Annotated in this window: 24 protein-coding genes; 13 read left to right on the top strand and 11 right to left on the bottom strand. The window is 68.4% G+C overall.

The features are described from left to right. Positions 1-59: 59 nt before the first annotated feature. From ABD255_RS30925 to ABD255_RS30915, 3 genes are all read left to right on the top strand, one after another. Positions 60-3,551: a dynamin family protein gene (locus ABD255_RS30925; RefSeq protein WP_344220268.1), complete on the top strand. Its 3,492-nt coding sequence runs from the start codon at positions 60-62 to the stop codon at positions 3,549-3,551. After that, entirely contained in the window at positions 3,548-5,227 is a 1,680-nt protein-coding gene (locus ABD255_RS30920) for a GTPase (RefSeq protein ID WP_344220266.1), read from the top strand. Before ABD255_RS30925 ends, ABD255_RS30920 begins: the two co-directional genes overlap by 4 nt. Before the next feature lie 200 nt (positions 5,228-5,427). Continuing rightward, positions 5,428-5,778: a TraR/DksA family transcriptional regulator gene (locus ABD255_RS30915; protein ID WP_344220264.1), complete on the top strand. Its 351-nt coding sequence runs from the start codon at positions 5,428-5,430 to the stop codon at positions 5,776-5,778. A gap of 58 nt (positions 5,779-5,836) precedes the next feature. On the opposite strand, the gene ABD255_RS30910 is transcribed toward ABD255_RS30915, so the two are convergent. Then, positions 5,837-6,466: an SRPBCC domain-containing protein gene (locus tag ABD255_RS30910; RefSeq protein ID WP_344220262.1), complete on the bottom strand. Its 630-nt coding sequence runs from the start codon at positions 6,464-6,466 to the stop codon at positions 5,837-5,839. A 194-nt stretch (positions 6,467-6,660) separates the two neighbouring features. On the opposite strand from ABD255_RS30910, the gene ABD255_RS30905 reads away from it, so the two are divergent. The 3 genes from ABD255_RS30905 (at position 6,661) to ABD255_RS30895 (ending at position 9,646) form a co-directional block, all read left to right on the top strand. Further along, entirely contained in the window at positions 6,661-7,161 is a 501-nt protein-coding gene (locus ABD255_RS30905; protein ID WP_344220260.1) for a single-stranded DNA-binding protein, read from the top strand. Positions 7,162-7,239: 78 nt separating this feature from the next. Next, on the top strand, positions 7,240-8,922 hold the full coding sequence (gene ettA / locus ABD255_RS30900; protein WP_344220258.1) for an energy-dependent translational throttle protein EttA: 1,683 nt from the start codon (positions 7,240-7,242) through the stop codon (positions 8,920-8,922). A 412-nt stretch (positions 8,923-9,334) separates the two neighbouring features. Next, the gene (locus tag ABD255_RS30895) at positions 9,335-9,646 is read left to right on the top strand and encodes a hypothetical protein (protein ID WP_344220256.1); all 312 of its coding nucleotides are present in this window, start codon (positions 9,335-9,337) and stop codon (positions 9,644-9,646) included. 37 nt (positions 9,647-9,683) lie between these two features. On the opposite strand, the gene ABD255_RS30890 is transcribed toward ABD255_RS30895, so the two are convergent. Both ABD255_RS30890 and ABD255_RS30885 read right to left on the bottom strand, forming a co-directional pair. Next, positions 9,684-12,497, bottom strand: coding sequence for a helix-turn-helix transcriptional regulator (locus ABD255_RS30890; RefSeq protein ID WP_344220254.1), 2,814 nt, complete (start codon positions 12,495-12,497; stop codon positions 9,684-9,686). A 240-nt stretch (positions 12,498-12,737) separates the two neighbouring features. Next, positions 12,738-13,196 (bottom strand): MarR family winged helix-turn-helix transcriptional regulator, encoded by a 459-nt coding sequence (locus ABD255_RS30885; protein WP_344220402.1) that lies wholly within the window; start codon positions 13,194-13,196, stop codon positions 12,738-12,740. 139 nt (positions 13,197-13,335) lie between these two features. Between ABD255_RS30885 and ABD255_RS30880 the strand changes: the two genes are divergently transcribed. Continuing rightward, a complete protein-coding gene (locus tag ABD255_RS30880) occupies positions 13,336-13,899 on the top strand; it encodes a YceI family protein (RefSeq protein ID WP_344220252.1) in 564 nt (187 codons plus the stop codon). Between the two features lie 87 nt (positions 13,900-13,986). On the opposite strand, the gene ABD255_RS30875 is transcribed toward ABD255_RS30880, so the two are convergent. Further along, positions 13,987-14,586, bottom strand: coding sequence for a TetR/AcrR family transcriptional regulator (locus tag ABD255_RS30875; RefSeq protein WP_344220250.1), 600 nt, complete (start codon positions 14,584-14,586; stop codon positions 13,987-13,989). A gap of 100 nt (positions 14,587-14,686) precedes the next feature. Here ABD255_RS30875 and ABD255_RS30870 point away from each other — a divergent pair, with 100 nt between their 5' ends. The 3 genes from ABD255_RS30870 to ABD255_RS30860 are packed head-to-tail and all read left to right on the top strand — an operon-like array spanning position 14,687 to position 17,856. Next, complete coding sequence (locus ABD255_RS30870) at positions 14,687-15,832, top strand: acyl-CoA dehydrogenase family protein (protein ID WP_344220248.1); 1,146 nt, start codon at positions 14,687-14,689, stop codon at positions 15,830-15,832. 30 nt (positions 15,833-15,862) lie between these two features. Further along, positions 15,863-17,083, top strand: coding sequence for an acetyl-CoA C-acetyltransferase (locus tag ABD255_RS30865; RefSeq protein WP_344220246.1), 1,221 nt, complete (start codon positions 15,863-15,865; stop codon positions 17,081-17,083). Further along, positions 17,083-17,856: an SDR family oxidoreductase gene (locus ABD255_RS30860; protein ID WP_344220244.1), complete on the top strand. Its 774-nt coding sequence runs from the start codon at positions 17,083-17,085 to the stop codon at positions 17,854-17,856. Before ABD255_RS30865 ends, ABD255_RS30860 begins: the two co-directional genes overlap by 1 nt. 3 nt (positions 17,857-17,859) lie before the next feature. Here the strand turns inward: ABD255_RS30860 and ABD255_RS30855 are convergent, their stop codons facing one another. Beyond that, positions 17,860-18,423 carry a TIGR03086 family metal-binding protein gene (locus ABD255_RS30855; protein WP_344220242.1) on the bottom strand — a complete coding sequence of 188 codons (564 nt, stop codon included), beginning with the start codon at positions 18,421-18,423 and terminating at the stop codon, positions 17,860-17,862. Positions 18,424-18,499: 76 nt separating this feature from the next. Between ABD255_RS30855 and ABD255_RS30850 the strand changes: the two genes are divergently transcribed. Beyond that, the gene (locus tag ABD255_RS30850; protein WP_344220240.1) at positions 18,500-19,477 is read left to right on the top strand and encodes a helix-turn-helix transcriptional regulator; all 978 of its coding nucleotides are present in this window, start codon (positions 18,500-18,502) and stop codon (positions 19,475-19,477) included. Positions 19,478-19,515: 38 nt separating this feature from the next. Here the strand turns inward: ABD255_RS30850 and ABD255_RS30845 are convergent, their stop codons facing one another. The 5 genes from ABD255_RS30845 to ABD255_RS30825 all read right to left on the bottom strand — a co-directional run bounded on the left by ABD255_RS30845 (position 19,516) and on the right by ABD255_RS30825 (position 23,531). Beyond that, a complete protein-coding gene (locus tag ABD255_RS30845) occupies positions 19,516-20,046 on the bottom strand; it encodes a hypothetical protein (protein ID WP_344220238.1) in 531 nt (176 codons plus the stop codon). Between the two features lie 78 nt (positions 20,047-20,124). Next, positions 20,125-20,841: an ABC transporter permease gene (locus ABD255_RS30840; RefSeq protein WP_344220236.1), complete on the bottom strand. Its 717-nt coding sequence runs from the start codon at positions 20,839-20,841 to the stop codon at positions 20,125-20,127. Positions 20,842-20,843: 2 nt separating this feature from the next. Further along, positions 20,844-21,758 (bottom strand): ABC transporter ATP-binding protein, encoded by a 915-nt coding sequence (locus ABD255_RS30835; RefSeq protein ID WP_344220234.1) that lies wholly within the window; start codon positions 21,756-21,758, stop codon positions 20,844-20,846. Then, a complete protein-coding gene (locus ABD255_RS30830; RefSeq protein ID WP_344220232.1) occupies positions 21,755-22,639 on the bottom strand; it encodes an ABC transporter permease in 885 nt (294 codons plus the stop codon). Before ABD255_RS30830 ends, ABD255_RS30835 begins: the two co-directional genes overlap by 4 nt. Next, the gene (locus tag ABD255_RS30825; protein WP_344220230.1) at positions 22,632-23,531 is read right to left on the bottom strand and encodes an ABC transporter ATP-binding protein; all 900 of its coding nucleotides are present in this window, start codon (positions 23,529-23,531) and stop codon (positions 22,632-22,634) included. Before ABD255_RS30825 ends, ABD255_RS30830 begins: the two co-directional genes overlap by 8 nt. Before the next feature lie 158 nt (positions 23,532-23,689). Here ABD255_RS30825 and ABD255_RS30820 point away from each other — a divergent pair, with 158 nt between their 5' ends. After that, entirely contained in the window at positions 23,690-24,580 is an 891-nt protein-coding gene (locus ABD255_RS30820) for a GNAT family N-acetyltransferase (RefSeq protein WP_344220228.1), read from the top strand. Positions 24,581-24,662: 82 nt separating this feature from the next. Further along, a complete protein-coding gene (locus tag ABD255_RS30815) occupies positions 24,663-25,550 on the top strand; it encodes a GNAT family N-acetyltransferase (protein WP_344220226.1) in 888 nt (295 codons plus the stop codon). On the opposite strand, the gene ABD255_RS30810 is transcribed toward ABD255_RS30815, so the two are convergent. After that, positions 25,547-26,002, bottom strand: a complete 456-nt coding sequence (locus tag ABD255_RS30810) for a MaoC family dehydratase (RefSeq protein WP_344220224.1) — start codon at positions 26,000-26,002, stop codon at positions 25,547-25,549. The genes ABD255_RS30815 and ABD255_RS30810 overlap by 4 nt on opposite strands. Positions 26,003-26,026 lie beyond the last annotated feature (24 nt).

Raw genomic sequence — 26,026 nt, 5'->3', positions numbered from 1 at the left:
GAAGATGACTTTGCTTCTGCGCCGTCCGAACGGGCACTCTGTGCTCGTGGACGGTAGCCGTGGCTGACACCAGGTCAGCAGCTGGGGAGGGTTCGGAGCGTTCGGGAGAGCCGAAGGTTCCGGCCCAGGATCAGGCTGCCCACGAGCTGGCGAAGCTGATCACCGAACCCGATGCCAAGGGCAAGGGTTTCTGGCGCCGCCGCAAACGCAAGGCTTCTAGTACTCCGGAACCCGCGCCGGCGGCGGTTGCTGCCGCGCCGGTTGCTGAGGTCCCGGCCGGGAAGCCCGCGGAGGCTGGGCCGGAGCCGGAGGTAGCTGACGCGGCGCCGGTCGAGGTTGAGGCAACGGATGTTGAAGCTGCGACGGCAGATGCCGAGGTAGCTGACAAGGAAGCCGAAGCTGAGCCGGCTGCTTCGGAGGAAGCTGTCTCTGACGAGGATGCCTCAGAGACACCTGCCGAGGCATCTGTTGGGCCTGCTGAGGAGACGCCTGCTGCGGATCTCGCCGACGAGAAGCTTGCGGAGGACGCTGCCGAGGTGTCGACCGTAGCCGAGTCCGAGGCTGAGTCCGCAGACGACCAGCCGAAGGTAGGCGTTACCTACGAGCCGGAAGAGTCACCGGACGGCTTCCCGCTGGAGTACGGCGAGATCATCATCGGTCTCCCGAAACAATCAGGCGCAAAGAAGAAGGCGACCGCCGAAGCTCCGGACGAGGCGGATGCTGCCGAGGATGACGTCGCCGAGGATGACCTCGCCGAGGAGGACGACGTCGCCGAGGATGACCTCGCCGAGGAGGACGACGTCGCCGAGGATGACCTCGCCGAGGAGGACGACGTCGCCGAGGCGATGGCCGTTGGCGATGACGCTGCGGAGGACGAGCAGGCCGACGCCGCTGTTGGGTCCACCTCGGAAGGCGCTGCGGAGACAAAGGCCGAGGACGAGGCTGAGTCGCAGACGGCGGACTCGGAGCTGACCGCTGACGACGCTGACCAGGTGGCCGGCGCCCCCGACGAGGAGATCGACGTCGCTGGCGAGGAGGTCAGCGCGGAGGTCCAGGGTCAGGATGAGGCGACCGTAGAGCCCGCCGCCGCAGAGGCAGATGCCGAGTCGGCCGCTGACGCTGAGGTAGCACCCGAGGACGCCCCGGAGGCTGTAGCCGCAGACGACGCCGAGGTGGAGGAAGCAGCCGCGGAGGCAGCAACCGTCGAGGGAGCCTCTGCCAAGGAAGCAGCTTCCGAGGAAGTGGCCTCCGGTGAGGACGTCTCCGATGAGGCAGCGTCGGCCGATCCGGCGTCTGAGGATGCGGCGTTGGCCGAGGATGCGGCGTCCGATCGCGAGGTAGTTGCCGCCAACGGTGACGAGGCCGGCGTTGTCGCCGAGGTGAGTGCTGACGGCGAGGGCTCTGCGGAGCCCGTCGCTGACGAGGACAGCAACCCGTCCGACAGCAGCGTGTCTGAGCAAGCCGCCGCCGAAGCAGAAGCCGAAGCAGAGGCTGACGAAGCCGCCGACGAGGACAGCAACCCGTCCGACAGCAGCGTGTCTGAGCAAGCCGCCGCCGAAGCAGAAGCCGAAGCTGAGGCTGACGAAGCCGCCGCCGAAGCAGAAGACGACCCAGACGCAGAAGCTGCCGCAGCCAACAGCGATTCCGCGGGCGATCCTGCAGCCGAAACCGAAACCGAAACCGAAACCGAAGCCGAAGCCGAAGCCGGGGCCGGAGCCGAAGTTGCGGGTGATGCTGCCGCCGACGGTGAGGCCGGTGGTGGTGCGGTAGGGGAGTCTGGCTCTGAGGGTGAAGCCGAGTCCGCGGTTGTGGTGCGTGAGAAGTCGGCTGAGGAGCAGGCTACTGAGCAGGCGGCTATGGCGCTGATCACCGCGCTGATGAAGCTGCGTGGTGCGCTCGCGGCCAGCATGTTGCCGTTGGATGTGGTGGGGGCCGACGAGGCGCGCCAGCAGCAGAAAGTCATGCTGGATCAGCTGGATGACTACATCCTGCCTCGCCTGGTGCAGCTCGAGGCTCCCGTGCTCGCCGTGGTCGGCGGGTCGACCGGGGCCGGCAAGTCGACTCTGGTGAACAGCTTGATCGGGCAGGTTGTCAGCGAGCCGGGCGTGCTCCGGCCGACCACCCGCTCACCCGTCCTGATCCACAACCCGGCCGACGCCGAGTGGTTCACCGGTGATCGGGTGCTGCCGGGGATGGCGCGGTCCAGTGGGGACAGTCCGGGTGGGACGGAGGATCCCGGGCAGATCCGATTGGTTGCCGCTGACACCATTCCGCCGGGGCTCGCGGTGCTCGACGCGCCGGACATCGACTCCGTGGTCGAGGCGAACCGCGATCTGGCCACCCAGTTGCTCGCCGCGGCGGACCTGTGGTTGTTCGTGACCACCGCCGCCCGGTACGCCGATGCCGTGCCGTGGGAGTTCCTGCAGAGCGCGTCGGACCGCAGTACGGCGGTTGCCGTGGTGCTCGACCGCGCGCCAGCCGACACGATCGACGACATCACCGGGCACCTCGCACAGATGCTGCTCGAGCGTGGCCTGGGGGACTCGCCGCTGTTCTCCATCAAGGAGACCGTTGTCGACAGCAACGGGATGCTGCCGTCCGAGGTGGTTGCCTCGATCAAGGACTGGCTGATTGACCTGGCGGCGGACGCCGAGGCCCGGTCGGCCGTCGTACGGCGGACGTTGCAGGGCGCGGTCACCGCGATGACGAAGAAGACCCCCGCGTTCGCCAAGGCCGTCCGGGCCCAGGCCGACACGGTGGTGGAGCTCCGGTCGACGGCCGAGACGGCGTACGACCGGGCCGTCAAGGATGTCGCCAAGGCCACCCAGGACGGCACGATGCTGCGCGGCGAGGTGCTCGCACGCTGGCAGGAGTTCGTCGGGACCGGTGAGCTGCTCAAGGGTCTGCAGACCAACGTCGGGCGCATCCGCGACAAGGTCCGTACTGCGGTCGTCGGGAAGCCGCCGCCGACCCGGGACCTCAACGACGCGGTGGAGTCCGGCCTGGAGTCGCTGCTGCGCGAGCACGCCGAGGCGGCCGCCGAGCGGGCCGAGGAGTCCTGGCAGTCCACGGCGGCCGGCCGGCAATTGCTTGCCTCCGGCGACCGTGACATGGGCCGGATGTCCAAGGAGTTCCCCGCCGAGGCGAGCCGGGCAGTGCGCGAGTGGCAGGGCTACGTGCTCGAACTTGTGCGCAAGGAAGGCGCTGACAAGCGTTCGACCGCCCGCATCCTCTCGTACGGCGTGAACGGCCTCGGGCTGTCGCTGATGGTCGTCGTCTTCGCCAGTACTGCGGGGATCCCGACCGGCGCGGAGCTCGGCGTCGGTGCCGGGACCGCGGTGGTCGGCCAGAAGTTGCTCGAGGCGATCTTCGGCGACCAGGCCGTGCGCAGCCTGGCCGCCAAGGCGCGTGAGAATCTTGACGGTAGGGTTCATGCCCTGATGGATGCCGAATTCGCCCGCTACCTGGCTGTGCTCGACCAGCATCCGGTCGATCCCGACGCACCCAGGCTACTGACGGAGGCCGCGCGCGCGGTGGAGGACTGCACGTGACGGGACTTGTGGATACGGTCAAGGGCCTGGTGAGGGGTTCTACCGATGTCCTGACGAAGATCGAGGCGCTCGAGGACGCCGCCGAGGCCGGCCGGGGACGCCTGGACCAGGTGGTCCTGAGCGAGGCCTCGCAGATTGTGGACCGGGCCGGGCAACGGCTCAGGATGTCCGGCGATCTGACCGTGGTGGCGCTGGCCGGTGCGACCGGGTCCGGCAAGTCGTCACTGTTCAACGCGCTTACCGGGCTGGATCTGGCCGCCATCGGCACCCGCCGCCCGACCAGTTCGATGCCGCTGGCCTGTGTGTGGGGTGAGGAGCCCGCCGGTGAACTGCTGAACTGGCTGGGGATCCCGCGCCGTCACCAGGTCCAGCACCGCAGCTCGCTGGAGGACGCGCAGTCGGAGGACCTGGACGGCCTGGTCCTGCTGGACCTGCCCGACCACGACTCCACCGAGGTCGAGCACCGGCTGATCGTGGATCGCCTGGTCGAACTGGTCGACGTACTGGTGTGGGTGGTCGATCCGCAGAAGTACGCGGATGCGGCGCTGCACAACCGCTACATCAAGCCGTTCGCGTCGCACTCGTCGGTGATGGCGTTCGCGTTGAACCACGCGGACAAGCTGACCGACGAGCAGCGGAAGAGCTGCATGAGCGACCTGACCCGGCTGCTGAAGTCGGACGGCCTCAAGAACCCCACGATCGTCGCCACCTCCGCGGTGAGTGGCGCGGGGCTGGACGACCTGCGGGGCTTGCTGGTCAAGCGGGTCAACGCCAAGCGGGCCGCGCGGGAGCGGCTGGCAGCGGACGTCGACCGCGTCGCTGACCGCATGGCAAGCCAGTGTGGCAACGCGAAAACGCCTGAGATCGCCAAGTCCGACATCACCGAACTGGTGGACGCTCTGGCCGACGCCAGCGGTGTCCCGGTAGTGGTCGAGGCCGTACGCCGGTCGTACCTGCAGCGCGCTGGTTCGGCGACAGGCTGGCCCGTCACCAAGTGGCTCGGCCGGTTCCGGCCCGACCCGCTGCGCAGGCTCCACCTGGATCAGGTGCCGAGGCAACAAGGCAAAGCGCTGCGGAAGTCGGCGTCCAACGAGGTGTCGATCGCCCGCTCGTCGTTGCCCGCGGCAACGCCGGTGCAGCGAGCTCGGATGGACACAGCAGTCCGAAACATCACCAACAAGGCAGCGGCCGGCTTGTCGCGCCCGTGGGCAGACTCAGTCCGTACTGCGATCCGCAAGCGCGAGGAGTCCCTCGGCGACGAGCTGGACCAAGCCGTAGCGCGCACGGACCTCGGCGCCAGCAACACTCCGGGGTGGTGGGGCGTAGCGCGCTTCCTGCAGTGGCTGCTGTTCCTGATGGCACTGGGCGGCGCACTTTGGCTGCTGGCACTGGCGTTCTTCGGCTACCTGCAGCTGAACGACCCGCCACTGCCGAGGTGGAACGGGATCCCGTACGCGACGATCATGTTGATCGGCGGAGCTGTTCTGGGCGTCGCTGTCTCCTTCGCCTGCAGGCTCTTCGCCGCCAGCGGAGCCAACCGCCGCGCCCGCCTGGTCGCCAAGGCCCTCCGGTCGGAGTTGGAGAAGGTAGCCGACAGCCACGTCGTCGCCCCCGCCCGCGAGGAGCTGGACGCGTACACGACCTGCCGGGACAAGCTGGCCGTCGCCCGCGGCTGACCTCCCGCGGCTGCCCCCCTGCGCCAGGTGGCGCCCCGCAACACGGTAGACGGTGACGTCGGTGTGGGTGGCCGTCACGGATGAGGATCTGCGCCTCGGCGGACCGCCCCTGCCGCGGACCAGGTTGTTGACGACCACGTAGTCGAACACCGCCAAGCGTGACGGTGAGGACACTTGCCGGATGGTGGCATCGTGGGGGGATGGCCGGAAACAGGGATCAGGAGCTGCGCGAGCTGCTGGCGGCCGACCGCGCGGCCACGACGGAACGAATCGCTGGGCTCAGCCGCGATCTGGAAGCGATCGTCGAGGCCGCACGCCTAGTGGCAACTGATGATGAACACGACCCTGAAGGCTCCACCATCGCCTTCGAACGCTCGCAGACCACCGTGTTCCTCGAAGACGCCCGCAAGCATCTGGCGGACCTCGACGATGCGCTGGTTCGGTTGTTGGCCGGCGAGTATGGGCGCTGCGAACTCTGTGGCAATCCCATCGCGCCTGAGCGGCTCATGGCCCGCCCGACCACTCACAGGTGCATCCACTGCGCCACCTGACAGACCGCGCTTCGCTGCGTACTGCGGCCCGCCAGGTGGCGGCAGTTCGTAGTACGGGCTAGCTGAAGTCGTCGAACGAGGAGCCGGGGGCGAACTGGGCGATCGCCGGCTCAGCGGCTGCGCGTAGCTCCTCTTCTGTGGCCAGGCCCGACTCGCGGACGGTCTTGATCCAGGCGCGGACGGACTCCTTGGTGAACTCCACGGCCTCGGGGGCGTTCGCCATCTCCCGGGGGTCGTCCTCCTCGGCGATCTGCCCTTCGAGGTAGAGCGCGAGGCCGAGCAGGCCGCCGTCCCAGCCCGGTCCGACGAAGAGCGCGCCGCCGGCGCCGCCCGCGTACTCGGCGGGGACCGAATGATCCATCTGCAGCTCGGTCGTGTCGTCAGGTCCCGCGGTCAGCTTGATCTCGACCAGGCTGGTCGGGCCGCCGAAGGTGACCTTGAAACGCTCCGGCGGCTCGCATTCGAGGATCTCGCCGCCCGCGTTGCCCTCGAGTTGGAAGCTGCCGCCGACCTTCAGCTCGCCGCTGATCGGCATGAACCAGCGGCGCATGCGTTCGGGGTCGGTCAGCGCGTCCCAGACCTCCTCGACCTCGGCCTGGTAGCTGCGCCGGAGCACCACCCGCACCTCCTCGCCGGTCACGCTGACCTGGCGGTGGATCGCGTTGATGTGCTCGAGGATGTCGATCACTGGAGTTTCCTCTCGGTCGTTTCGCTGCGGCTCGGCGTGGTGCTGCGGCTCCCAGAATGCCGGTCATCGCTTATATAAGTCAAGCCTGAGATAGCAGTTGTCCCCAGCGGGGAAATTCAGCCCGTGGATCGGGTGGCGATCGGTGCATCTTCTCTGGTGACAGCACTTCTGTGACCTGACGAAAGGTGTGCGACATGAGCGTCGGAGAGACCTATCTGACCGTGCAGGGCCGGGTCGGCGGCGAGGTGAAGTTCAAGGAGGTGCCGGGACGGGTGGCGCTGGCGTCGTTCCGGCTCGGCGCCACGCCACGCCAGTTCGACAAGGCGACCGGCGGGTGGGTCGACCGGACCACCACCTGGTTCACCGTCGAGTGCTGGCGCACGCTCGCCGAGAACGTCAACGGCTCGGTCCGCCGTGGCGACCCGGTCGTCGTCACCGGCCGCCTGAAAACAACCGAGTGGGTCGACAACGGCGAGAAGAAGGAACGAACCGTCATCGACGCCTTCTCCGTCGGCCACGACCTGACCCGCGGCATGACGTCCTTCACCAAGAACCCACCGCGCCCGCACGCGGAGCACGGCGCGCCCCTCGACGTCGAAATGCGCGACCTGTCCGGCGCCGCGGAATCCGACGCCCGCGAGGAGAACCCTTTCACCGCGGAAGAACTCACCACCCGATCCCAGGAGGCCGCCTGAGCCCTCGTCGCTCAGCTCTCAGCTCGCTGATTGGCGCCGGTTGGGAGCGGGGAGGGGCTAGCGCATAGGCTCTGGGGTATGGCGGAATTCATCTACACGCTTCGCAACGTCCGGAAAGCACACGGCGACAAGGTCGTTCTCGACAACGTCACGCTGAACTTTCTGACCGGAGCGAAGATCGGCGTTGTCGGGCCGAACGGCACCGGCAAGTCCTCCCTGTTCAAGATCATGGCGGGCCTGGACCATGCCTCGAACGGTGAGGCGCGGCTGGCCGAGGACGCGACGGTGGGGATCCTGCTGCAGGAACCGCCACTGACCGAGGGCAAGACCGTGCTGGAGAACGTCGAGGAAGGGGTCGGCGACACCAAGAAGAAGCTCGACCGCTTCAACGAGATCTCCGCCGAGCTGGCCGATCCCGACGCGGACTACGACACGTTGCTCGCCGAGATGGGTGATCTGCAGACCGAGCTGGACCACCGCAACGCATGGGACGTGGACGCGCAGCTCGAGCAAGCGATGGACGCGCTGCGGTGCCCGCCGGCCGAGGCGCTGGTGGACAACCTCTCCGGTGGTGAGCGCCGCCGGGTCGCGCTGTGCAAGCTCCTGCTGCAGCAGCCTGACCTGCTGCTGCTGGACGAGCCCACCAACCACCTCGACGCGGAGTCCGTGCTCTGGCTCGAGCAGCACCTGCAGAAGTACCCGGGCGCCGTACTGGCGATCACCCACGACCGGTACTTCCTGGACAACGTGGCCGAGTGGATCCTGGAAATGGACCGCGGCAAGACCTACGGGTACGAGGGCAACTACTCGAAGTACCTGGAGACCAAGCAGGAGCGGCTCGTCGTCGAGGGCCGCAAGGACGCGAAGCGGCAGAAGATCCTGGAGCGCGAGCTCGAGTGGGTCCGGTCGAACGCGAAGGCCCGGCAGACCAAGAGCAAGTCCCGGCTGGCCCGGTACGAGGAGCTCGCCGCGGAGGCCGAGCGCTCCAAGAAGCTCGACATCGACGAGATCAACATCCCGGCCGGCCCGCGGCTGGGCAGCACGGTGCTGGAGGTCTCCAAGCTGGAGAAGGGGTTCGGCGATCGCAAGCTGATCGACGGCCTCAGCTTCTCGCTGCCGCGCGCCGGCATCGTCGGCATCGTCGGTCCGAACGGCGTTGGCAAGTCGACGCTGTTCCGGATGATCGTCGGCGAGGAGACGCCGGACAAGGGCAGCCTGCGGCTCGGCGATACGGTCCGGATCTCGTACGTCGACCAGTCCCGCGGCGGTCTGGACCCCAAGAAGACGGTCTGGCAGCAGGTGTCCGACGAGCTCGACTACATCAAGGTCGCGAACTTCGAGATGCCGAGCCGCGCGTACGTCGCGTCGTTCGGGTTCAAGGGCCCGGACCAGCAGAAGCCGACCGGCGTGCTGTCGGGTGGTGAGCGGAACCGGCTGAACCTGGCCCTGACGCTGAAGATGGGCGGCAACCTGCTGCTGCTCGACGAGCCGACCAACGACCTGGACGTCGAGACCCTGCAGTCGCTCGAGGACGCGCTGCTGGAGTTCCCGGGCTGTGCCGTGGTGATCTCCCACGACCGGTGGTTCCTGGACCGCGTCGCGACCCACATCCTCGCCTGGGAAGGCACCGACGAGGACCCGTCGAAGTGGTTCTGGTTCGAGGGCAACTTCGCCGCCTACGAGGCGAACAAGATCGAGCGCCTCGGCGCCGAGGCGGCTCGCCCGCACCGCGTCACCTACCGCAAGCTCACCCGCGACTGACCTGCACCAACGCGAAGGGCTCACAACCACCCAGGTTGTGAGCCCTTCGCGTTTCCAGAGCAGAACGGACTGGAACCTGGCCGAGGATGGCGCGCCGCCGGACGCCAAGCGCTTACGCCTTCGATGTGGACGGGAGCGGAGAGCGGAATAAAGGTCGCTGCAACTGGCTGGCGCAGGTGGCTAAGAAGTGGCTGGCGCAGGTGGCTGGGGCAGTGGCTAAGGAGTGGCTGGGGCAGTGGCTGAGGAGTGGCTGAGGAGTGGCTGGGGCAGTGGCTAAGGAGGCCGGGGGTGGTGGCTAAGGACTTGGGGGGACGAGGGTTGGGTGGGCGGACGATGTGGCGGGGGTGGGCGGACGATGAGTGTGGTGAGGACAAGGAAAGCTCGCCGAAGGAAAGCTCGCCAAGGAGTAGCCATGAAGCGCCGAAGTTCCGTCGTCGCCGCCGTCGCCCTCGCAGTTGGTGTCACGATGCTCGGGGCGGTCGATGCCTCTGCGAGGGTTCCGGAAGAGCGTTACGGGTGCGGGCTGGTGCCGCACGATCCGCCGGTCTCGGTGTACGCCGATTCGCAGGACGAGGTCGCCGCCTTGGAGGGAGCGGCGGTCGGCACGTCCTCTGATGACACTGGCGTCGAGGTCATCCAGGCCGGCGCATCGGCGCTCGGGGGCGCCGGTGTCGCCGTCGCCGGACTGTGGCTGTATCGACGTCGCCGCGCACACGTCGCCTGAGTCCCGTGGTCGCCGCCGATTGATGGGTCGGGCAGGGTCAGGACGGCGGGGGCTGCCTGTCGAGGCCGAGGCGGGCGGCCATGGCGGCGACCTGGACTCGACTGTGGACGCCGAACTTCTCCATCAGATGGGTGACGTGCACACTGGCCGTCTTGGGGCTCATGAAGAGCGCGTTGCCGATCTCACGGTTGGTCAGACCGTCGGCAAGCAGGCCGAGTACCTGCTGTTCGCGTTCTGTCAGCGGCGGCGGCCACGCGGTGGTGTCCGAGGCCGGGTCGCCGGGGCGGTGGGCCGGGCGGCCGGCCCGGCGGCGGTCCGGGCGTGGCCCGAGATCGACCCGCGCCAGTCGTGCGAGGTGGTCAATGTCCTCGAGGAGAGGCGCCGCGCCGAGGTTCTTCGCCAACTGACGCGCGGCACCGAGTTCCTCCGCAGCCATGCGTCGAGCGTCGGAGCCGGTCCGCTGCTCGAGTAGTGCCTCGGCGGCGCGGAGCCTTGCCCGCGCCTCGTCGTACGGCCGGCCGAGTGTGGCCCACTCGGCCGCTGCGATCAGCCACGGCTCGGCCCGTGGCAGGCCCCTGGCGCGCGACCGCTCGCCATCGACCACCGACGTCATTGCGGCCGCGATTCTGCCCCCGGTCGCGTCGCCGAGAAGCGAGACCAGCCGCTCCACAGCTGCGGGCGCGGCGACCGCGCCCGCGGCAGCGAGCCCGACCAGCAACAGGTCCGCCTCGTCGACCTCGTCAGGGGTCCCGGACACCGTCTCGGCGATCGACAACACCAACTCGAGCGCCTCGTCAGCATGACCGGTCTGGAGCAGAAGGCTCGCTTGGACCTGGCCGTACATCCCCAAGAACAATGGCTGGTCCCGCTCGGCCAGGGACGCTGCCTGAGCCTGCATCGCCTCGGCGGCCGCGATCTCACCGCGCGCCAGGTGAACCTGGGCCAGGGCTGCCTGCAGCAGACCCAGTTTCGACGACACCGACGGATCGGCAAGCCACGTCAGCGCCTCGTCCCACCGACCCGACTCGTAGAGCGCCAGGACGACATTGGTGTCGATGATGTCCTCGAGCCAGTGCCGACCCAGCATGAGTCGACGCACCTCGGCCCGGATCACGCGCGCGACCCGGGCCGCTTGATCCGCCTCACCGAGCCGCCAGTGAAGATCGGTCAGGCCGATGCCCGCCATCGCGAGGTGCTCAGGTTCAGCGGCCTGCCGGGCGGTCGCGAGCGCCACCTCGTGGTGCTCGAAGGCTTCAGGGGTATGGCCGGCCAGGGCCGCCGCGACCCCCAGCAGGAAATGAGCGGTGCTCACCGTTCGGAGGTCGGCGCAGCTGGTTCCGAGGTCGAGCGCCGTCGTCGCTGAGACCACCGCCTCCTCCCACCGAGAACACGTTCCCAGCGCCATCGCGCGACGCGCATGGATCCGTGCCCAGGTGACCTGGTCCGCTGACGACGTCAGTCGCTCGGCCAGTTCGACATCGCGCAACGCGCGCTGGGTGTCTCCCAGCACCGTTCCCAACCAGCTCCGCGTCAGTGCCGCGCGCGCGACCAGGTCGGCGGCTCCCGGTTCGGCGGCATCCGGACTTGCGGAGAGGTCGAAGTCCAGCAGCGCGATGGCCCTGTCCACTTGGCCGACCGCGCCGAGATGGGAGGCCGCCGCATCGAGCAACTCCAACTTGGCTGGTACCTGAGGGCGGGCGTCGAGGCCGGGATCCCCCAGCGACGCCGCGACGGCGTACCAGTGACCGGCCTCCGCGATCGAGTAACCCTGCTCGGCTGCCTTCGCGGCTCGGACCGCCCAGCCGAGTGCCTGATCCGCGTTTCCCGAGCCCCCGTACTGCGCGGCCACCTCGGCGACGGCGCCCGCACTCGGATGCCCGGAAAGGGACGCCGCCAGGTGCTCCGCCATTCGCGTGTGCAGCAACCGGCGATCGGCTGCCAGCAGCCGCTCGTAGGCGATCTCGGCGAGCACCGGGTGACGAGCGGTCGATCCATGCTCAGGGTCACGCACCATCAGGCCCGCCTCATACGCCTGGGTGACGGCATCCTCGTCGCCTGCGGCGGCGACCAGCAGTTCGTCGTCGGTCAGGGTCCGGCCAAACGTCGCGGCAACACCGACGACCGTGCGAGCCGGCGGGCGAACCGCGTCGAGCCTCGCTCCCAGAACCTGCCGCAACGACGCAGGCAGCCGCGCACCACCGCGGGCCAGTTCGGCGCTGAGATAGGGGTTCCCCGCACTGCGGCCGTACACAGCCGCGCCGATCTCCGCGGGATGGCCGGACAGCTGCCGCAGGGTCTCCTCGAGCGTCAGCCGCCGAAGGGGCAGATCGATGATCATGGGATTGCGCAGCTGCTCACCCAGCCATCGCGAGTGCTCGGCATCTGTGTCTTCATCCCGCCAGCTGAGCAGGACCAGCAACCCCGACTCGGGCAGGTTGCGGCTGAGGTGCGCCAAGAAGTCCAGGGTCGAGGTATCCGCCCACTGAACATCCTCGACGACCAGCACGACACCGTCGTCGGCGAGCTCGCCGAGCTTGGTCAGCATCGACTCGACGGCTCGAGCCCGCCCCTCGGAGGCTGACGCGTACGCCTCGCGGGCGGCAATCCGTACCGACGACAACGCCGGGTCGAGACCCCCGTACGCCACCGCGCCCGACATCGGCGCACACGCTCCGCGCAGTACCCGCAGGCCCGCGGCGGTGGCATCGTCCAAGGCGCTGCGAAGCAACGCGGTTTTGCCGATGCCCGCCTCACCCGTGACGATCACCACCGACGACGTCGTCGGCAGTCTGGCGATCAGGCCGCCGAGCAGCGCCAGCTCGTCCTCGCGGCCGACCAGATCCGAACCCACCTGTCCATGATGCGCTCGCAGCAAGGTGAGGCAATGGGTGCTAGGTGAAGAGACAACGGTTGGCGGCGACGGCTTCGAGCCAGGTGTCGGCGAGGATTCGCTGGCCGGCGTACGTGGGGGTGGATGCCGTCCCAGATCCAGTGTTCCGCGGGTGCGCGCAGGCCGACGGCGTCGAAGGCTTGCTGGTACGGGACGACGACCAGCTCACCCGCGCGGACAGCTCTGCCGGTACTGCGGGGCTCAGCGCTGGCCGATGTGCTCGGAGACGGCGTCGAAGACCCGCCCGACGGCGGCGAAGTCCTCGGGTGAGGCCAGGTCGACCAGGTTCTCCCGGACGCCGTCCACGTGGTACGGCGCGGCCTGCTCGAGCAGCGAGAAGCCGGCGTCGGTCAGTTCGGCCCAGACCCCGCGCTTGTCGCTCTTACACGAGGTACGCCGGACCAGTTCCGCGGCCTCGAGGCGTCCGACGGTGTGGGTCAGGCGCGAGCGGCTCTGGTGCAGCCGGTCGGCCAGTTCCGCCATCCGGAGCCGGCGGTCAGGAGCCTCCGACAACCGGACGAGGATCTCGTAGTCGTTGATGCCCAGGCCGAACTGGCGAAGGTCGTCGTCGAGCTTCGCCATCAGGCGCGCAGTACCCAGCAGGTACGCGCGCCACGCCACCTGCTGTTCGGAGTCGAGCCACCGGGTCCCAGTCGTCATCGTCACGCACACAGTGTACCGGGAATGTAATTGACTTTTAAACAGTTCCTTACTACTGTCGGGTCGAAGGTTGAAATTTGAACTTCACCTCGCGACCGCGTCGCCCCACCTAGACAGACCCCCTCGAGAGGAACCCTCCATGAGCGAGACCATCACCGCCACCACCGCGATCCCCGGCCTGGTCGCCGGCACCTACGCGCTGGACACCGCGCACAGCGAGATCGGCTTCACTGTCCGTCACCTGATGACCAAGGTCCGCGGCACCTTCGAGGAGTTCGGCGGCGAGATCGTCGTCAAGGACTCGCTCGAGGAGTCGACCGCCAACGTCACCGTCGAGCTGGGCTCCGTGCACACCCGGAACGCGCAGCGCGACGGACACCTGAAGTCCGGTGACTTCTTCGACGCCGAGAACAGCCCGAAGATGACCTTCGCCAGCACCGCCTTCAAGCCCGAGGGCGACGACTACATCCTGGCCGGCGAGCTGACCATCAAGGACGCCACCTTGCCGATCGAGTTCGCCGTCGAGTTCCTCGGCGTGGACCAGAACGCGTACGGCCAGACGATCATCGGCTTCGAGGCCTCCGCCTCGATCAGCCGCAAGGACTGGGGCATCGACTTCAACGTGCCGCTCGAGGGTGGCAAGCTGCTGATCGGTGACAAGGTGGACATCCACCTGGACGTCCAGGCCGCGCTGCAGGTCTGACCCGTCGCCGGCTGAGTCCGGTACGACGTTTCCACTCGAAGGCCCGGCCCCGAAAGGGAGCCGGGCCTTCGCACGTGCGGAAGGGGGTCAGGCCTGGAGCATCCGGAGAGCCAGGTCGGCGTAGAGGGTGCCCAGGTCGGACGGCGTGCGGCGGGTGGGGGAGTACCAGCGGGCCACGTCGATCGACAGGGACAGGATCGCGAGGGTGGTGCCGGGGAGATCGTCGACGGTGAAAGAGCCGTCCGCGATGCCGTCGGTGATCGCCTGCTCGAGCTGAGCTGAGATCGCTCGCCGGATCGCCGCCACCTCGGCCAGGTGCTCCGGAGTCAGTGCGGCCAACTCGTACTGGACCACCCGCGCGATCGTGTGGTGCTCGGCGTGCCAGGTGGTGAACGCCGAGACCATCCCGCTCAGCCGGTCGCGAGGGCCGTCGCCCTTGTCGGCGTCCCGCAGTACTTCGAGCGCGGCGCGGTGGCCGTACAGGCTGATCTCGAAAAGAAGGCGTTCCTTCGACGGGTAGTGCACGTACAGGGCGGCCGGGCTCATCCCCGCGCGGGAGGCGATGTCGCGGGTGGTGGTGGCCTGGAAGCCGCGCTCGGCGAACGCGTCGATGGCGCCGGTGAGCAGCCGCCGGGCCGCGGCGGGCTGGACGTGCTCCCAGACGAGGGGACTGGTGACTGCGGACACGTTGACACCTTGCCCTAGATTCGCGAAGCTAAGCAAGCGCTTAGCAATGCATGAGATCGACGACGCGGCGTGATCCGTCTCAAACTCGGGAGGCCCACCGATGCAGCGCATCATCTTCAACGAGGACCACCACGCGTTCCGGGCCAGCGCCAAGGAGTACTGCGACCGCTCGCTGGTGCCGCGGATGGAGCAGTTCCTCGAGGAGAAGACGATCGCCCGGGCCGCCTGGCTCGAAGCCGGCAAGCAGGGCTTCCTCGGCCTGGACGTGCCCGAGGAGTACGGCGGGTCGAGCGTCGGGGACTACCGGTTCAACGCGGTGTTCGCCGAAGAGGTCTCCAAGGTCTCCGCCTCGCTGTCGAGTTGCTTCGGCATCCACTACGACTGCTCCGCGCCGTACCTGGTGGATCTGGGCACCGAGGAGCAGAAGCAGCGCTGGCTGCCGAAGTTCTGCTCCGGCGAACTGATCACCGCGATCGGGATGACCGAGCCGTCCGGGGGCTCCGACCTGGCCGCGCTGAAGACGACCGCGAAGAAGGCCGACGGCGGCTGGGTGGTGAACGGGTCGAAGACCTTCATCACCAACGGCGACATGGCCGACCTGGTCATCACCGCGGCCCGGACCGATCCGAGCAAGGGCGCCAAGGGCATCACCCTGTTCGCGATCGAGGAGGGGATGGACGGCTTCACCCGCGGCCGTAAGCTGGACAAGGTCGGCCAGACCGAGTCCGGTACGTCGGAACTGTTCTTCACCGACGTGTTCGTCCCCGACGAGAACGTGCTCGGCGAGGTGGACCGCGGCTTCATCCACATGATGGAGCGGCTGGCCCAGGAGCGGATCGGCGCCGCGGTGTCGAACATCGCGCACGCGACCCAGATCCTGGACGAGACGATCGAGTACGTGAAGGGCCGCAAGGCGTTCGGCCGGCCGGTCGGCTCGTTCCAGTACAACAAGTTCCTGATCGCCGAGTTGGTCACCAAGGCCGAGGTGACCCAGGCCTACGTGGACAACGCGGTGGTCGCGCACGACGAGGACCGGCTGTCCGCGGTCGACGCGGCGAAGGCCAAGTGGTGGAGCGCGCACGTGCAGAACGAGATCCTGGACGCGTGCGTCCAGCTGCACGGCGGCTACGGCTACATGAACGAGTACCGCGTGGCGCGGGCCTGGCGGGATGCCCGGGTGACCAAGATCTGGGCCGGAAGCAACGAAATCATGAAGGAACTGATCGGCCGCGACCTCGGCCTGTGAAGGCCGCAGGGCCTCTGAAGGGACAGCGAAATGCCTGAAGCAGTCATCGTCTCCACCGCGCGCTCGCCGATCGGCCGGGCCGGCAAGGGGTCGCTCAAGGAGATCCGGCCGGACGACCTGGCCGTCCAGATGATCCAGGCGGCGGTCGCCAAGGCAGGGCTGACCGGCGACCAGATCGAGGACCTGATGCTGGGTTGCGCCGAGCCGCACGACGAGCACGGCGGCAACATGGCCCGTCGGGTCGCGGTACAGCTGGGCTGGGACAACACGCCCGCGACCACGGTCAACCGGTTCTGCGCGTCGTCCACCCAGACCGCGCGGATGGCCTTCCACGCGATCAAGTCCGGTGAGGGCGACGTTTTCGTCAGCGCCGGCGTCGAGTGCGTCTCGCGGTACAAGAACTTCGGGTCGGCCGGTGTCGGTGACCCGAGTTCGTTCAACCAGGCCTTCGCCGACGCGGTCCAGCGGACCGAGAAGTACGCCGAGACCAACGACACCTGGCACGACCCGCGCGAGGACGGGCTGATGCCGGACATCTACATCTCGATGGGCCAGACCGCGGAGAACGTGGCGACGCTCAAGGGGATCAGCCGGGCCGACCAGGACGCGTTCGGGGTCCGCTCGCAGAACCTCGCCGAGCAGGCGATCGGCAACGGCTTCTTCGAGCGCGAGATCACTCCGGTGACGCTGCCGGACGGCACGGTCGTCAGCAAGGACGACGGCCCGCGGGCCGGCACCACGCTGGAGAAGGTCAGCCAGTTGCAGCCGGTGTTCCGGCCCGACGGCACCGTCACCGCCGGCAACTGCTGCCCGCTGAACGACGGTGCCGCGGCCGTGGTGATCATGAGCGACACCAAGGCGCGCGAGCTCGGCCTGACCCCGCTGGCCCGGATCGTCTCCACCGGCGTGAGCGGCCTGTCGCCCGAGATCATGGGCCTCGGTCCGGTCGAGGCCAGCAAGCAGGCCCTCGCCCGCGCCGGGATGAGCATCGGTGACATCGACCTGGTCGAGATCAACGAGGCGTTCGCGGTCCAGGTGATCGGCTCGGCCCGCGAACTCGGCATCGAGGAGGACCGGCTGAACGTGCACGGCGGCGCGATCGCGCTCGGCCACCCGTTCGGTTCCACCGGTGCGCGGATCATGACCACGCTGGTGAACGGGCTGCAGTTCGAGGACAAGCAGTTCGGGCTCGAGACGATGTGCGTCGGTGGTGGCCAGGGCATGGCCGTCATCCTCGAGCGCCTCAGCTGATGAGCCTGCCCTCCACGACGGGGATGAAGGACCGTACGGCGATCGTCACCGGCGCCTCCCGGGGGATCGGGCTGGCGATCGCCAAGCGCCTCGTGGCCGACGGTGCCCGGGTGGTGATCACCGGGCGCACGCAGGAGACGCTGGATGAGGCAGTGGAGTCCCTCGGCGGCCGGGAGCACGCCCTGGCCGTCCAGGGGAAGGCGGCGGACCCAGAGCACCGCGCAAGCGTGGTAGCCGCGGCCGTAGCGACGTACGGGTCTGTGGATCTGCTGGTGAACAACACCGGCATCAACCCGATCTATGGCTCGCTGCTGGATGTCGACAGTGCCGTGGCGGCCAAGATGGTCGACACGAACGTGCTGGCGACCATTGCCTGGGTGAAGGCCTGCAGCGACGCATGGATGCGCAGGCATGGCGGTGCTGTGGTCAACCTGTCGTCCGTGGCCGGCCTGGCGCCGTCACCCGGCATCGGCTGGTACGGCGCGACCAAGGCGATGCTGTCCCGGGTGACGAGCGAACTGGCGGTCGAACTGGCGCCGGAGATCCGGATCAACGCGGTGGCGCCCGCGGTGGTGAAGACGAAATTCGCCGGCGCTCTGTACGAAGGACGCGAGGACAAGGTGGCGGCGACCTACCCGCTGAAGCGGCTCGGCCGGCCCGAGGACGTCGCGTCGCTCGTGTGGTTCCTGCTCTCCGACGAGGCCTCCTGGATCACGGGCCAGACCATCACCATCGATGGTGGCCTGACCCTCAACGGCGGCATCGTCGGCTAGTCGCTAGTGCCGGCGTCCCTCCCAGGCAACCAACCGGTTGTATGGCGACTCGCCGGCACCCACCGGTACTACGGGTCCGAACGGCACCTGGCCGCCACGGGGTTCGGCGGGGATGAACTGCTGGACCAGCGGCAGGCAGTACTCGGCCAGCGCGTCGTCCAGCAGATCAGTACGGCCGGTCGCTTTCGCGAGGTCCCACGAGTGCGTGGTGAGCTCACCTGTGTAGGCGGCGATGGCACCCGCGCCCGGGAGAGTTGCCCAGGGCAGTTTGCAGATGCGGGTGAGCACAGCGGCATCCGACAGCGTCTCGTCGACAGCGGCCCGCCGCTCCTTCCAGGTGGTGACGAAATCCGTCACGCCGGTGGTGACTGTCGGGATCGACAGCGGGTCGTTGCCGGTCAGGGCGAGGTCGATCCGGCTGACCACCGTGATCAGGTGGCCGAGCAGCGTGCGGACGTCGTACTCCGAGCACGGGGTCGGCAGGTGCAGTTCGTCAGCGCCGATGGTGTCGATCATCGCCTGGGTCTGGTCCAGGGCGAGCATGAGCATCGGGCGTGGGTCCGTCACGATTCCTCCAGTAGTTGGTGTCGGAACCACTCTCGTCCTCTATATCGGACATCTTCTGTCATATATCTTTCGCTGTATGAGAGCCGATCGATTGCTGCAGATCATCCTCTTGCTGCAGCGGCATCCTCGGCTGAGTGCGCGGGAGCTGGCCGAGCGGCTGGAGGTGTCAACGCGCACGGTGATGCGGGACATGGAAGCACTGTCGGCCGCGGGAGTGCCCGTCTATACCGAGCGCGGGCGCAACGGTGGGTGCGTGCTGCTGCCGGGCTATCGGGCTGACGTGAGTGGTCTGACTCCGCGGGAGGCGCAGGCGCTGTTCGCCTGGTCCGGCAGGGCTTCGCTGTCGGAGGAGCTCGGCATGCGGGATGCGTTGCAGTCGGCGATGGGGAAGCTGTCAGCTACCTTGCCGATGCAGTTGCAGGACGATGCTGCGGTGTTGTCGGACGCGATCGTGGTCGATCGGCGTCGGTGGTTCGCGGAGGCTGAGGACACTGGCGCACTGCCCGCGCTCCGGCAGGCTGTGGTGACCCGTCGGCGGGTGAGCTTGAGGTATGCGTCGGCGAGCGCGGGACGGCCAGTACGCCGTACTGTCGATCCCTGGGGGCTCGTGGAGCAGGCCGGGCGGTGGTATCTCGTGGCGGCTCATCGCGGGGTCTCGCGGATGTACCGGGTGTCGCGGGTCGAGCAGGTCGACGTACTCGACGAGGTTGCCGTTCGGCCGGAGGACCTTGATCTGCAGGGGGAGTGGCAGCGGCTCCGTGAGGGGTTGGAGCGCACTCTGCCGGCTGGGGTTGATGTGGTGGTCCGGGTGCGGCCGGGACGAGCGGAGTTGGTCAGGCGGGTCGCGACGCCGATGCTGGCGAAGGGCGAGCAGGCCCGCGATGTGCCAGCTCCGGAGGACCCCTGGCCGCATGTGGCGATGCGCTTCCGTGTGCGGGAGGCGGCTTGCGGCGTACTACTGGCATTCGGTGCCGACGTGGAGGTGCTGGAGCCGGTGGACCTTCGAGAAGACCTCCTGCGCTTGGCTTCAGCAGCCGTCGAGGTCTACAGCTAACCTCTCGCCGACTCCTGCACCGCCCGCAGGCCGGCGGCTTACAGCTGAGGGCGGCTGGCGAAGAAGCGTTGGCGGACGGTGATCTTGCCGGCTTCGTCCTCGTCTTCGTTGCGCCAGTGGAAGCCGGTTTCGGAGATGTCTGTGAAGATCCAGCGGGTCTTGGCGGACTTGGGTTCGCGCGCCTCCAAGGTGATGGAGTTGGCGCCCGGGTGGCCGATGAACGTCATCACGACGCCATGCTTGGGGCCTAGCCAGGTGGAGCGGAAGGCACCCAGGTCGGGGTCGTGGAGGCGGACGGTCAGGCCCCACTCGCCATCGCCGTCGAGGGCGCGTTGAGTCCGGCTTGGGGTGATCCAGATGTCCGCGACAGCCCGGCCGTCGAGCGCGTAGCCGAAGTGCCACTCGCCCTTGGTCTCGCGGATCACCTCGCCGGAGTCGTCGTAGTACTTGACGTCGAGGTCCCAGCTGCCGATCAACGGGGCGAACGGAGCTAGGGCGTCGGCGAACTCGGGTCGTGGCGCGTCGGAGACCATCAGGCCGGCGAGGATGCCTGCGGGTGAGCTGTTCATAAATGACAGCCTACACCCGTCATGACAGCATACTGTCTAAATATCCGAAGCGAGATGCCGGAGAGAACCGGACCAAGATCACTCCGCGGTGGACAGGATGAGCGAGCGGAGTCGCGCGATGGCCAGGGTGAGGCCGATGGCGGTGACGGCGATGAGCAGGATGGTCGCGATCGGCAGTCTCACCGCGGACTCGACCTCCGTGGCTGCGCTGAGCTTCCGGATCACCGCGAGCGACCACTGCTGGACGCTCAACGCCTTCGCGCCGTCGACGTACTGGCCCATCACGCCTTCCCAGAGCAGGGCGTAGATCAGACCGATCGTGACCGCGTTGCCGGACATCACCGACAGGGCGGTGAAAATGCCGGTGTACGCGATCCCGGCCACCAGCGAACCGAGGCCGAAGGCAATCGCCGTTCGGGGCTCGGAGTGGTCGAGGATCAACCCGGCCAGCGTCATCGGCACCGCGCCGAGAACGAGGATCACACCGATCGCGACCAGTGCCTTGGTCAAGACGATGGTGGAGCGCTTGATCGGCTTGCTCAGCAGGTAGACGATCGAGCCGTCGTCGATCTCGCTCGCCAGGGCACCGGTCGCGGCGAGCAGGGAGATCAGCGGCACGATCACCGCCAGCCCGAACATCTGCAACAAGGCCGCGCTGAAGCCGGCGGTGTCGTCGAGCGTCAGGGCCAGCAGCACGCACAGCGCGAGCAGCACCCCGGGAAGGATGAAGAGCAGCAGACCACGCCGGTGCCCGAACAAGGTGGACATCGTCAGCCGCGCGACCGTCGCGTTCATCGTCAGCGCCTCCCGACGAGATAGGAGAAGACGCTCTCGAGGGACTCGTCCGTCGGCGCGACCTCGAGCAGCCGGATCCCCAGTTCGCGGGCCAGTCCGGGGAGCAGGCGGCTGAAGCGCTCGAAGTCGACCACCTGGACCTGCAGCGCGGATCCGTCCAGGTCGGCGCCCGAAGTACAGGGGTCGCCGATCAGTGCGGAGGCGAGCCGGCGGTCGTCGGAGGAGCGCAGCCGGTACAGCACCGGCCGATCCGTCATCAGGGTACGGATCGCGCGGTAGTCGCCGGAGGCCGCGTGCCGGCCGGACACGACCACCTCGATATGGGTCGCGACCTGCTGCACCTCCTCCAGGATGTGCGAACTGAACAGGACGGTCCGGCCGTCGGCGCCCATCTTGCGGAGCAGATCCATCAGGTGCAGCCGCTGGCGCGGATCCATCCCGTTGAACGGCTCGTCGAGCAGCAACACGGACGGCTCGTGCACGAGCGCGGCCGCCATCTTGATCCGCTGCTTCATGCCCTTGGAGTACGTCGCGATGCGGCGCCCGGCGGCATCCTCCATCGCGACGGTCGCGATCGCGGCCTCGGCGGCGGTCCCGGGGCTCTCCAGCCCTTGCAGTTCGGCATTGGCGCGGACGAACTGGGATCCGGTCAGGCTGTCGTAGACGGCCTCGGTCTCGGGCACCAGGCCGATGTGCCGGTACGCGGCGACGTTGCGCCAGACCGGGACACCGTCGAGCGTGACGGTTCCGGTGGACGGCGGCAGGAAGCCCGCCATCATCGTGATCAGCGTCGACTTGCCGGCGCCGTTCGGGCCGAGCAGTCCGGTGACACCGGGAGCGATCGTCATCGTGACGTCGTTGACCGCCACCACGTTGCCGTACCAGCGGGAGACCTTCTCGATCTGGATCACGCTCATCCGCGGGCCACCTTCGCGTAGCGCGCCCGCACGCCCCAGACGCAGCCCGCCACCAGCAGCACGTAGACGGCGGCGAAGATCAGGCCCTGCTGGGTGGTCGGCATCCAGTCGCCGCCACCGCGCAGGATGAACCGCGACAAGATGTCCACCAGGGTGAACGGCGATCCCAGGTTGCTGTACCGGGCGGCGGGGTCGCGGGTGGTGCCCTCCGGGTCGAGGATCGCGCCGGTGGTGACGACGGCCGTGAACGACACGATCAGGACGGCGATGATCGCGGCGACGGCGAAACCCCGGCGGGGAGTGGCCGCCGCGATGAGTCCGCCGATCGCGGCCAGCAGCACCGACAGCAGGAACGCCGCGACCACGCCGCTGAGGAACTCCTTCGTCATGTCGGTGAAGTCGAACTTCGCCAGCAGCGCACCGGCGTACAGGATCACCATCGGCAGGCACATCAGGATCATCAGCGCCAGCACCAGCGCGGTCAGTTTCGCCAGCGCGTAGTCGGTGCCGCGCGGCGGCCGGGCCAGGTAGAGCACGATCGAGCGGTAGCGCAGATCGCGGGAGAACAGTTGCGGCGCCTGCGAGGCCAGGTAGAGAGCGATCACGGCCTGCAGGAAGAAGATGTACTGCACCTGGGTCAGCGGCGGTTCGTCGAACTTCAGCGCGGTCTCGATGCCGACGATGATGGCCACCGGCACGACCATGATGGCCAGCAGCAGGATCGGCATCACCTTCGACTTGCCGGACCGGCCGAGACCGTAGGCGTGCCGCAGGCTCGACACCACCAGCGCCTGCCAGATCGAGAACCGGCCGAGCCGCGGTCCGTCGTAGTGCCGGTAGCCGATGTCGTGGATGACCCCCGACCGCTGCTGGTCAGACACTGAAGACCTCTTCCAGCCGGTGCCGGTGCGGCTCCACCCGGACCAGTCCCAGTTCCAGTTCGGCGATCGTGTCGCGGACCAGGTCGTAGGTCTCCTCGCCGCTGATCTCGACCAGCACCAGCGGCCCGTCGGCTCTGGCCCGGGCGCCCGCTCGTTCCAGCGCGGCGCCGAGGCGGTCACGCCCGCCGAGGTCGCGGACCTCGACAGCGAGTACGCCGGTCTCGCCGGTCAGCGCGGCCTTGGACTCCGAGCGGAGCAGCCGGCCACCGTCGAGGACGACGATGTGGTCGCAGACGTGCTCGAGCTCGCCGAGCAGGTGCGAGGTGATCAGCACCGGGATGCCGAACTCGGTCCCGATCCGGCGGACCAGCGTGAGCATCTCGTCGCGACCGGCCGGGTCGAGGCCGTTCGTGGGCTCGTCGAGGAGGACGAGCTTGGGGTCGTGGGCCAGCGCCTGCGCGAGTTTCACCCGCTGCTTCATGCCGGTGGAGTAGCCGCCCATCGGGCGATAGCGAGCCTCGTCCAGCCCGACGTGCCGCAGTACGTCGGCGGCTCGTTCGCGGGCGGCGGTGGCGGGCAGGCCCGACATCTGCGCGAGGTGCACGACGAACTCGGTCGCGGACACGTCGGGCGGCAGGCAGTCGTGCTCGGGCATGTACCCGACCAGGGCGCGGACCGCCTCGCCGCCGGTGACCACGTCGTGTCCCAGCACGATGGCACTTCCGGCGGTCGGGGCGATCAGTCCGAGCAGAATCTTCAGCAGGGTCGACTTGCCGGCACCGTTGGCTCCGACCAGTCCGGTCACGCCGGACCCCACCTCGACAGTCAGCTCGTCCAGGGCCGTCACACGCGGGTATCGCTTCGTCAGCGATGAGGTCGCGATCACGGGCACCGGCCAACCCTAATGCCCGGTCGGCTCTGGACAGAATCACAGCCACCGCACAGCTGTTGCGATCGCGTTCCAACTACCCCGGTACTGCGTACCGGGCCGCGCCGCCGCGCCCGGTAAATGCCTGGCGGGTGGCGATCGTGGCTCGTTATCGTCCGGGAATGGACATCAGGCCCGCGGTACCGGAGGACGCCGAGGCGGTGTCCGCACTGCGGCGCGCCACCTTCTCGTACCTGGTCATGTCGGCCGCGACCGCGCGGTACATGATCGCCGTGCAGCCCCCGGCCGCGCGGGTTCTGGCGCTGGTCGCGGTGGCCGACGGGGAGATCGTCGGCTGGGGGTCCGCGGGTCTGAACACCTGGACCAGCGAAGCAGGCCAGGCCGGCGTCACGATCTACGTGCATCCCGAGCACCGAGGGCAGGGGATCGGTGGGGCACTCGCGCAGAGGTTGCACGAGCATCTGGGCGGGATCGGTGCGGTACGGGCGCGGACGTTCGCGACAGCGGAGGGTGTCGAGTTCGCGAAGAAGTTCGGGTACGACGGGACGCGGCAGATGCACTACGCCGGCGTCGATCCGCGCGAGCTGCCGGAGCGCCCGGCACAGGCCGAGGGGATCGAGTTGGTGACGATGGACCAGCTGGATCCGCGCCAGGCCTACGCCGCGGACGCGGTGGCGTCGCTGGACGAACCGGGTGATTCGCCGACCGACGCGGTCGACTACGACGACTGGCTGGAAGAGATCTGGCATGCGCCCGGGCTGGACAAGGCGCTCAGCGTCGCCGCGATGGCCGGTGACGAGGTGGCGGCCTTCGCGGCGATCGAGACCGACGGCGACCGGGCCTGGTCGGCGATGACCGGATCGATCCCGGCGTACCGCGGCCGTGGGCTGGCCAAGCTGGCCAAGTGGGAGGCGCTGCGGCGCTGTGCCGACGCGGGGATCGTCGGAGCGTTCACCTCCAACGACGACGAGAACGGCCCGATGCTTGCCGTCAACAACTGGCTCGGCTACCGCCGGGTGGCGACCCAGACCGGACTGTTGAGAAAGTTCTGAGTTGCATAACGTTTGACCCGCTCGGGTCCTGAGGAGCCCCGGAATCGCGTTATCTTCCGGACAACTCGTCGAAGGAGTCCGGATGGAGATCAGGCCGGCGGTACTGGAGGACGCGGAGCCAGCCGCGGCGCTCTACGAGCTCATCGAGCCCTATCTGGTCACCTCGGCGCGCGGCCTGCGGGCCGCCATCAGCCAGGCGGGGGATTCGCGGGCCCGGGTCTGCCTCACCGCCGTCGAGGACGGCGAGCTGGTCGGCTGGAGCTCGGCCGCGCTGATCGCCGGCTCCGACCCGGTCAGCGCCGTACTGCGGGTGCTCGTGCATCCGGACCATCGTGGGCGGGGAGCCGGGACAGGCCTGCTGGACGCGACGCATGCTCATCTGAAGGAGGCCGGGGCCGAGAGTGTGCGGGTGTTCGCGGATCCGGCGTCGGCGCCGTGGGCTGCGCGCTGGGGCTATGCGCAGACCCGGCAGGTGCACTACGCGGGGATCGAGCCGCGGCGGGCGCCGGCGTTGCCGAAGGTGCCGGCCGGGGTGCGGCTGGTGCCGCTGAACGAGGTGGATCCGCGGGCTGTCCACCAGGCCGACGAGGTTGCTCAGCGCACCAAGCCCGGAGATGCGAAGATCACCAGCCGGCCGTACGACGACTGGCTGGCGGGCGTCTGGAACGCGCCGGGGATGGTGCTGGATCTGAGCGTTGCGGCGCTCGACGGTGAGCGGGTGATCGGCTTCACGCTCGGCAACGGGGACCACCACAAGATCTGGTCGCAGATGACCGCGACGATGCCGGAGTACCAGGGCCGCGGGCTCGCCAAGCTGGTCAAGTGCGCGGCGCTGCACCGCGCCGCCGACGCTGGTGTCGTCGGCGCCTTCACCGCGAACTACGACGGCAACGAACCAATGCTCGCCGTCAACAACTGGCTGGGTTACCAGCGAACGGCAACCCACTCAGTACTCATCTGTCCGCTCTAACGAACCAGCAGAACAACGGTTTCGGCGACGCAGGCGGGCTTGGTGGAGTGCTCCAGTTCGATGACCCACTGGAGAGAGACCTGGACGCCGGCCGGGGTTTCCTGGGCGCCGGCGATCGAGGCGCTGGCACGGACGCGGGAGCCGACCGGAACCGGGGCGGGGAAGCGGACCTTGTTGACGCCGTAGTTGAGCTTCGCGGTGACGCCCTCGACCGAGAAGAGTTCCTCGCCGAAGCGGGCGATCAACGACAGCGTCAGGTAGCCGTGGGCGATGGTGCCGCCGTACGGGCCCTTCGCGGCGCGGGCAACGTCGACGTGGATCCACTGGTGGTCACCGGTCGCCTCGGCGAACTGGTTCACCTGCTCCTGGGTGATCTCCAGCCACGCGGTCTCGCCGAGTTGGGTGCCGACCGCGTGGACGACCTCGTCGACCCCGGTGAAGGTTTGCGTCATCTGTCGGTCTCCAGCCTCGGTTGC

Origin of the sequence: Kribbella sancticallisti (genome assembly GCF_039530625.1) — a bacterium.
GTDB classification, from domain to species: domain Bacteria; phylum Actinomycetota; class Actinomycetes; order Propionibacteriales; family Kribbellaceae; genus Kribbella; species Kribbella sancticallisti.
This window is presented reverse-complemented; position numbering and strand designations above follow the sequence as displayed.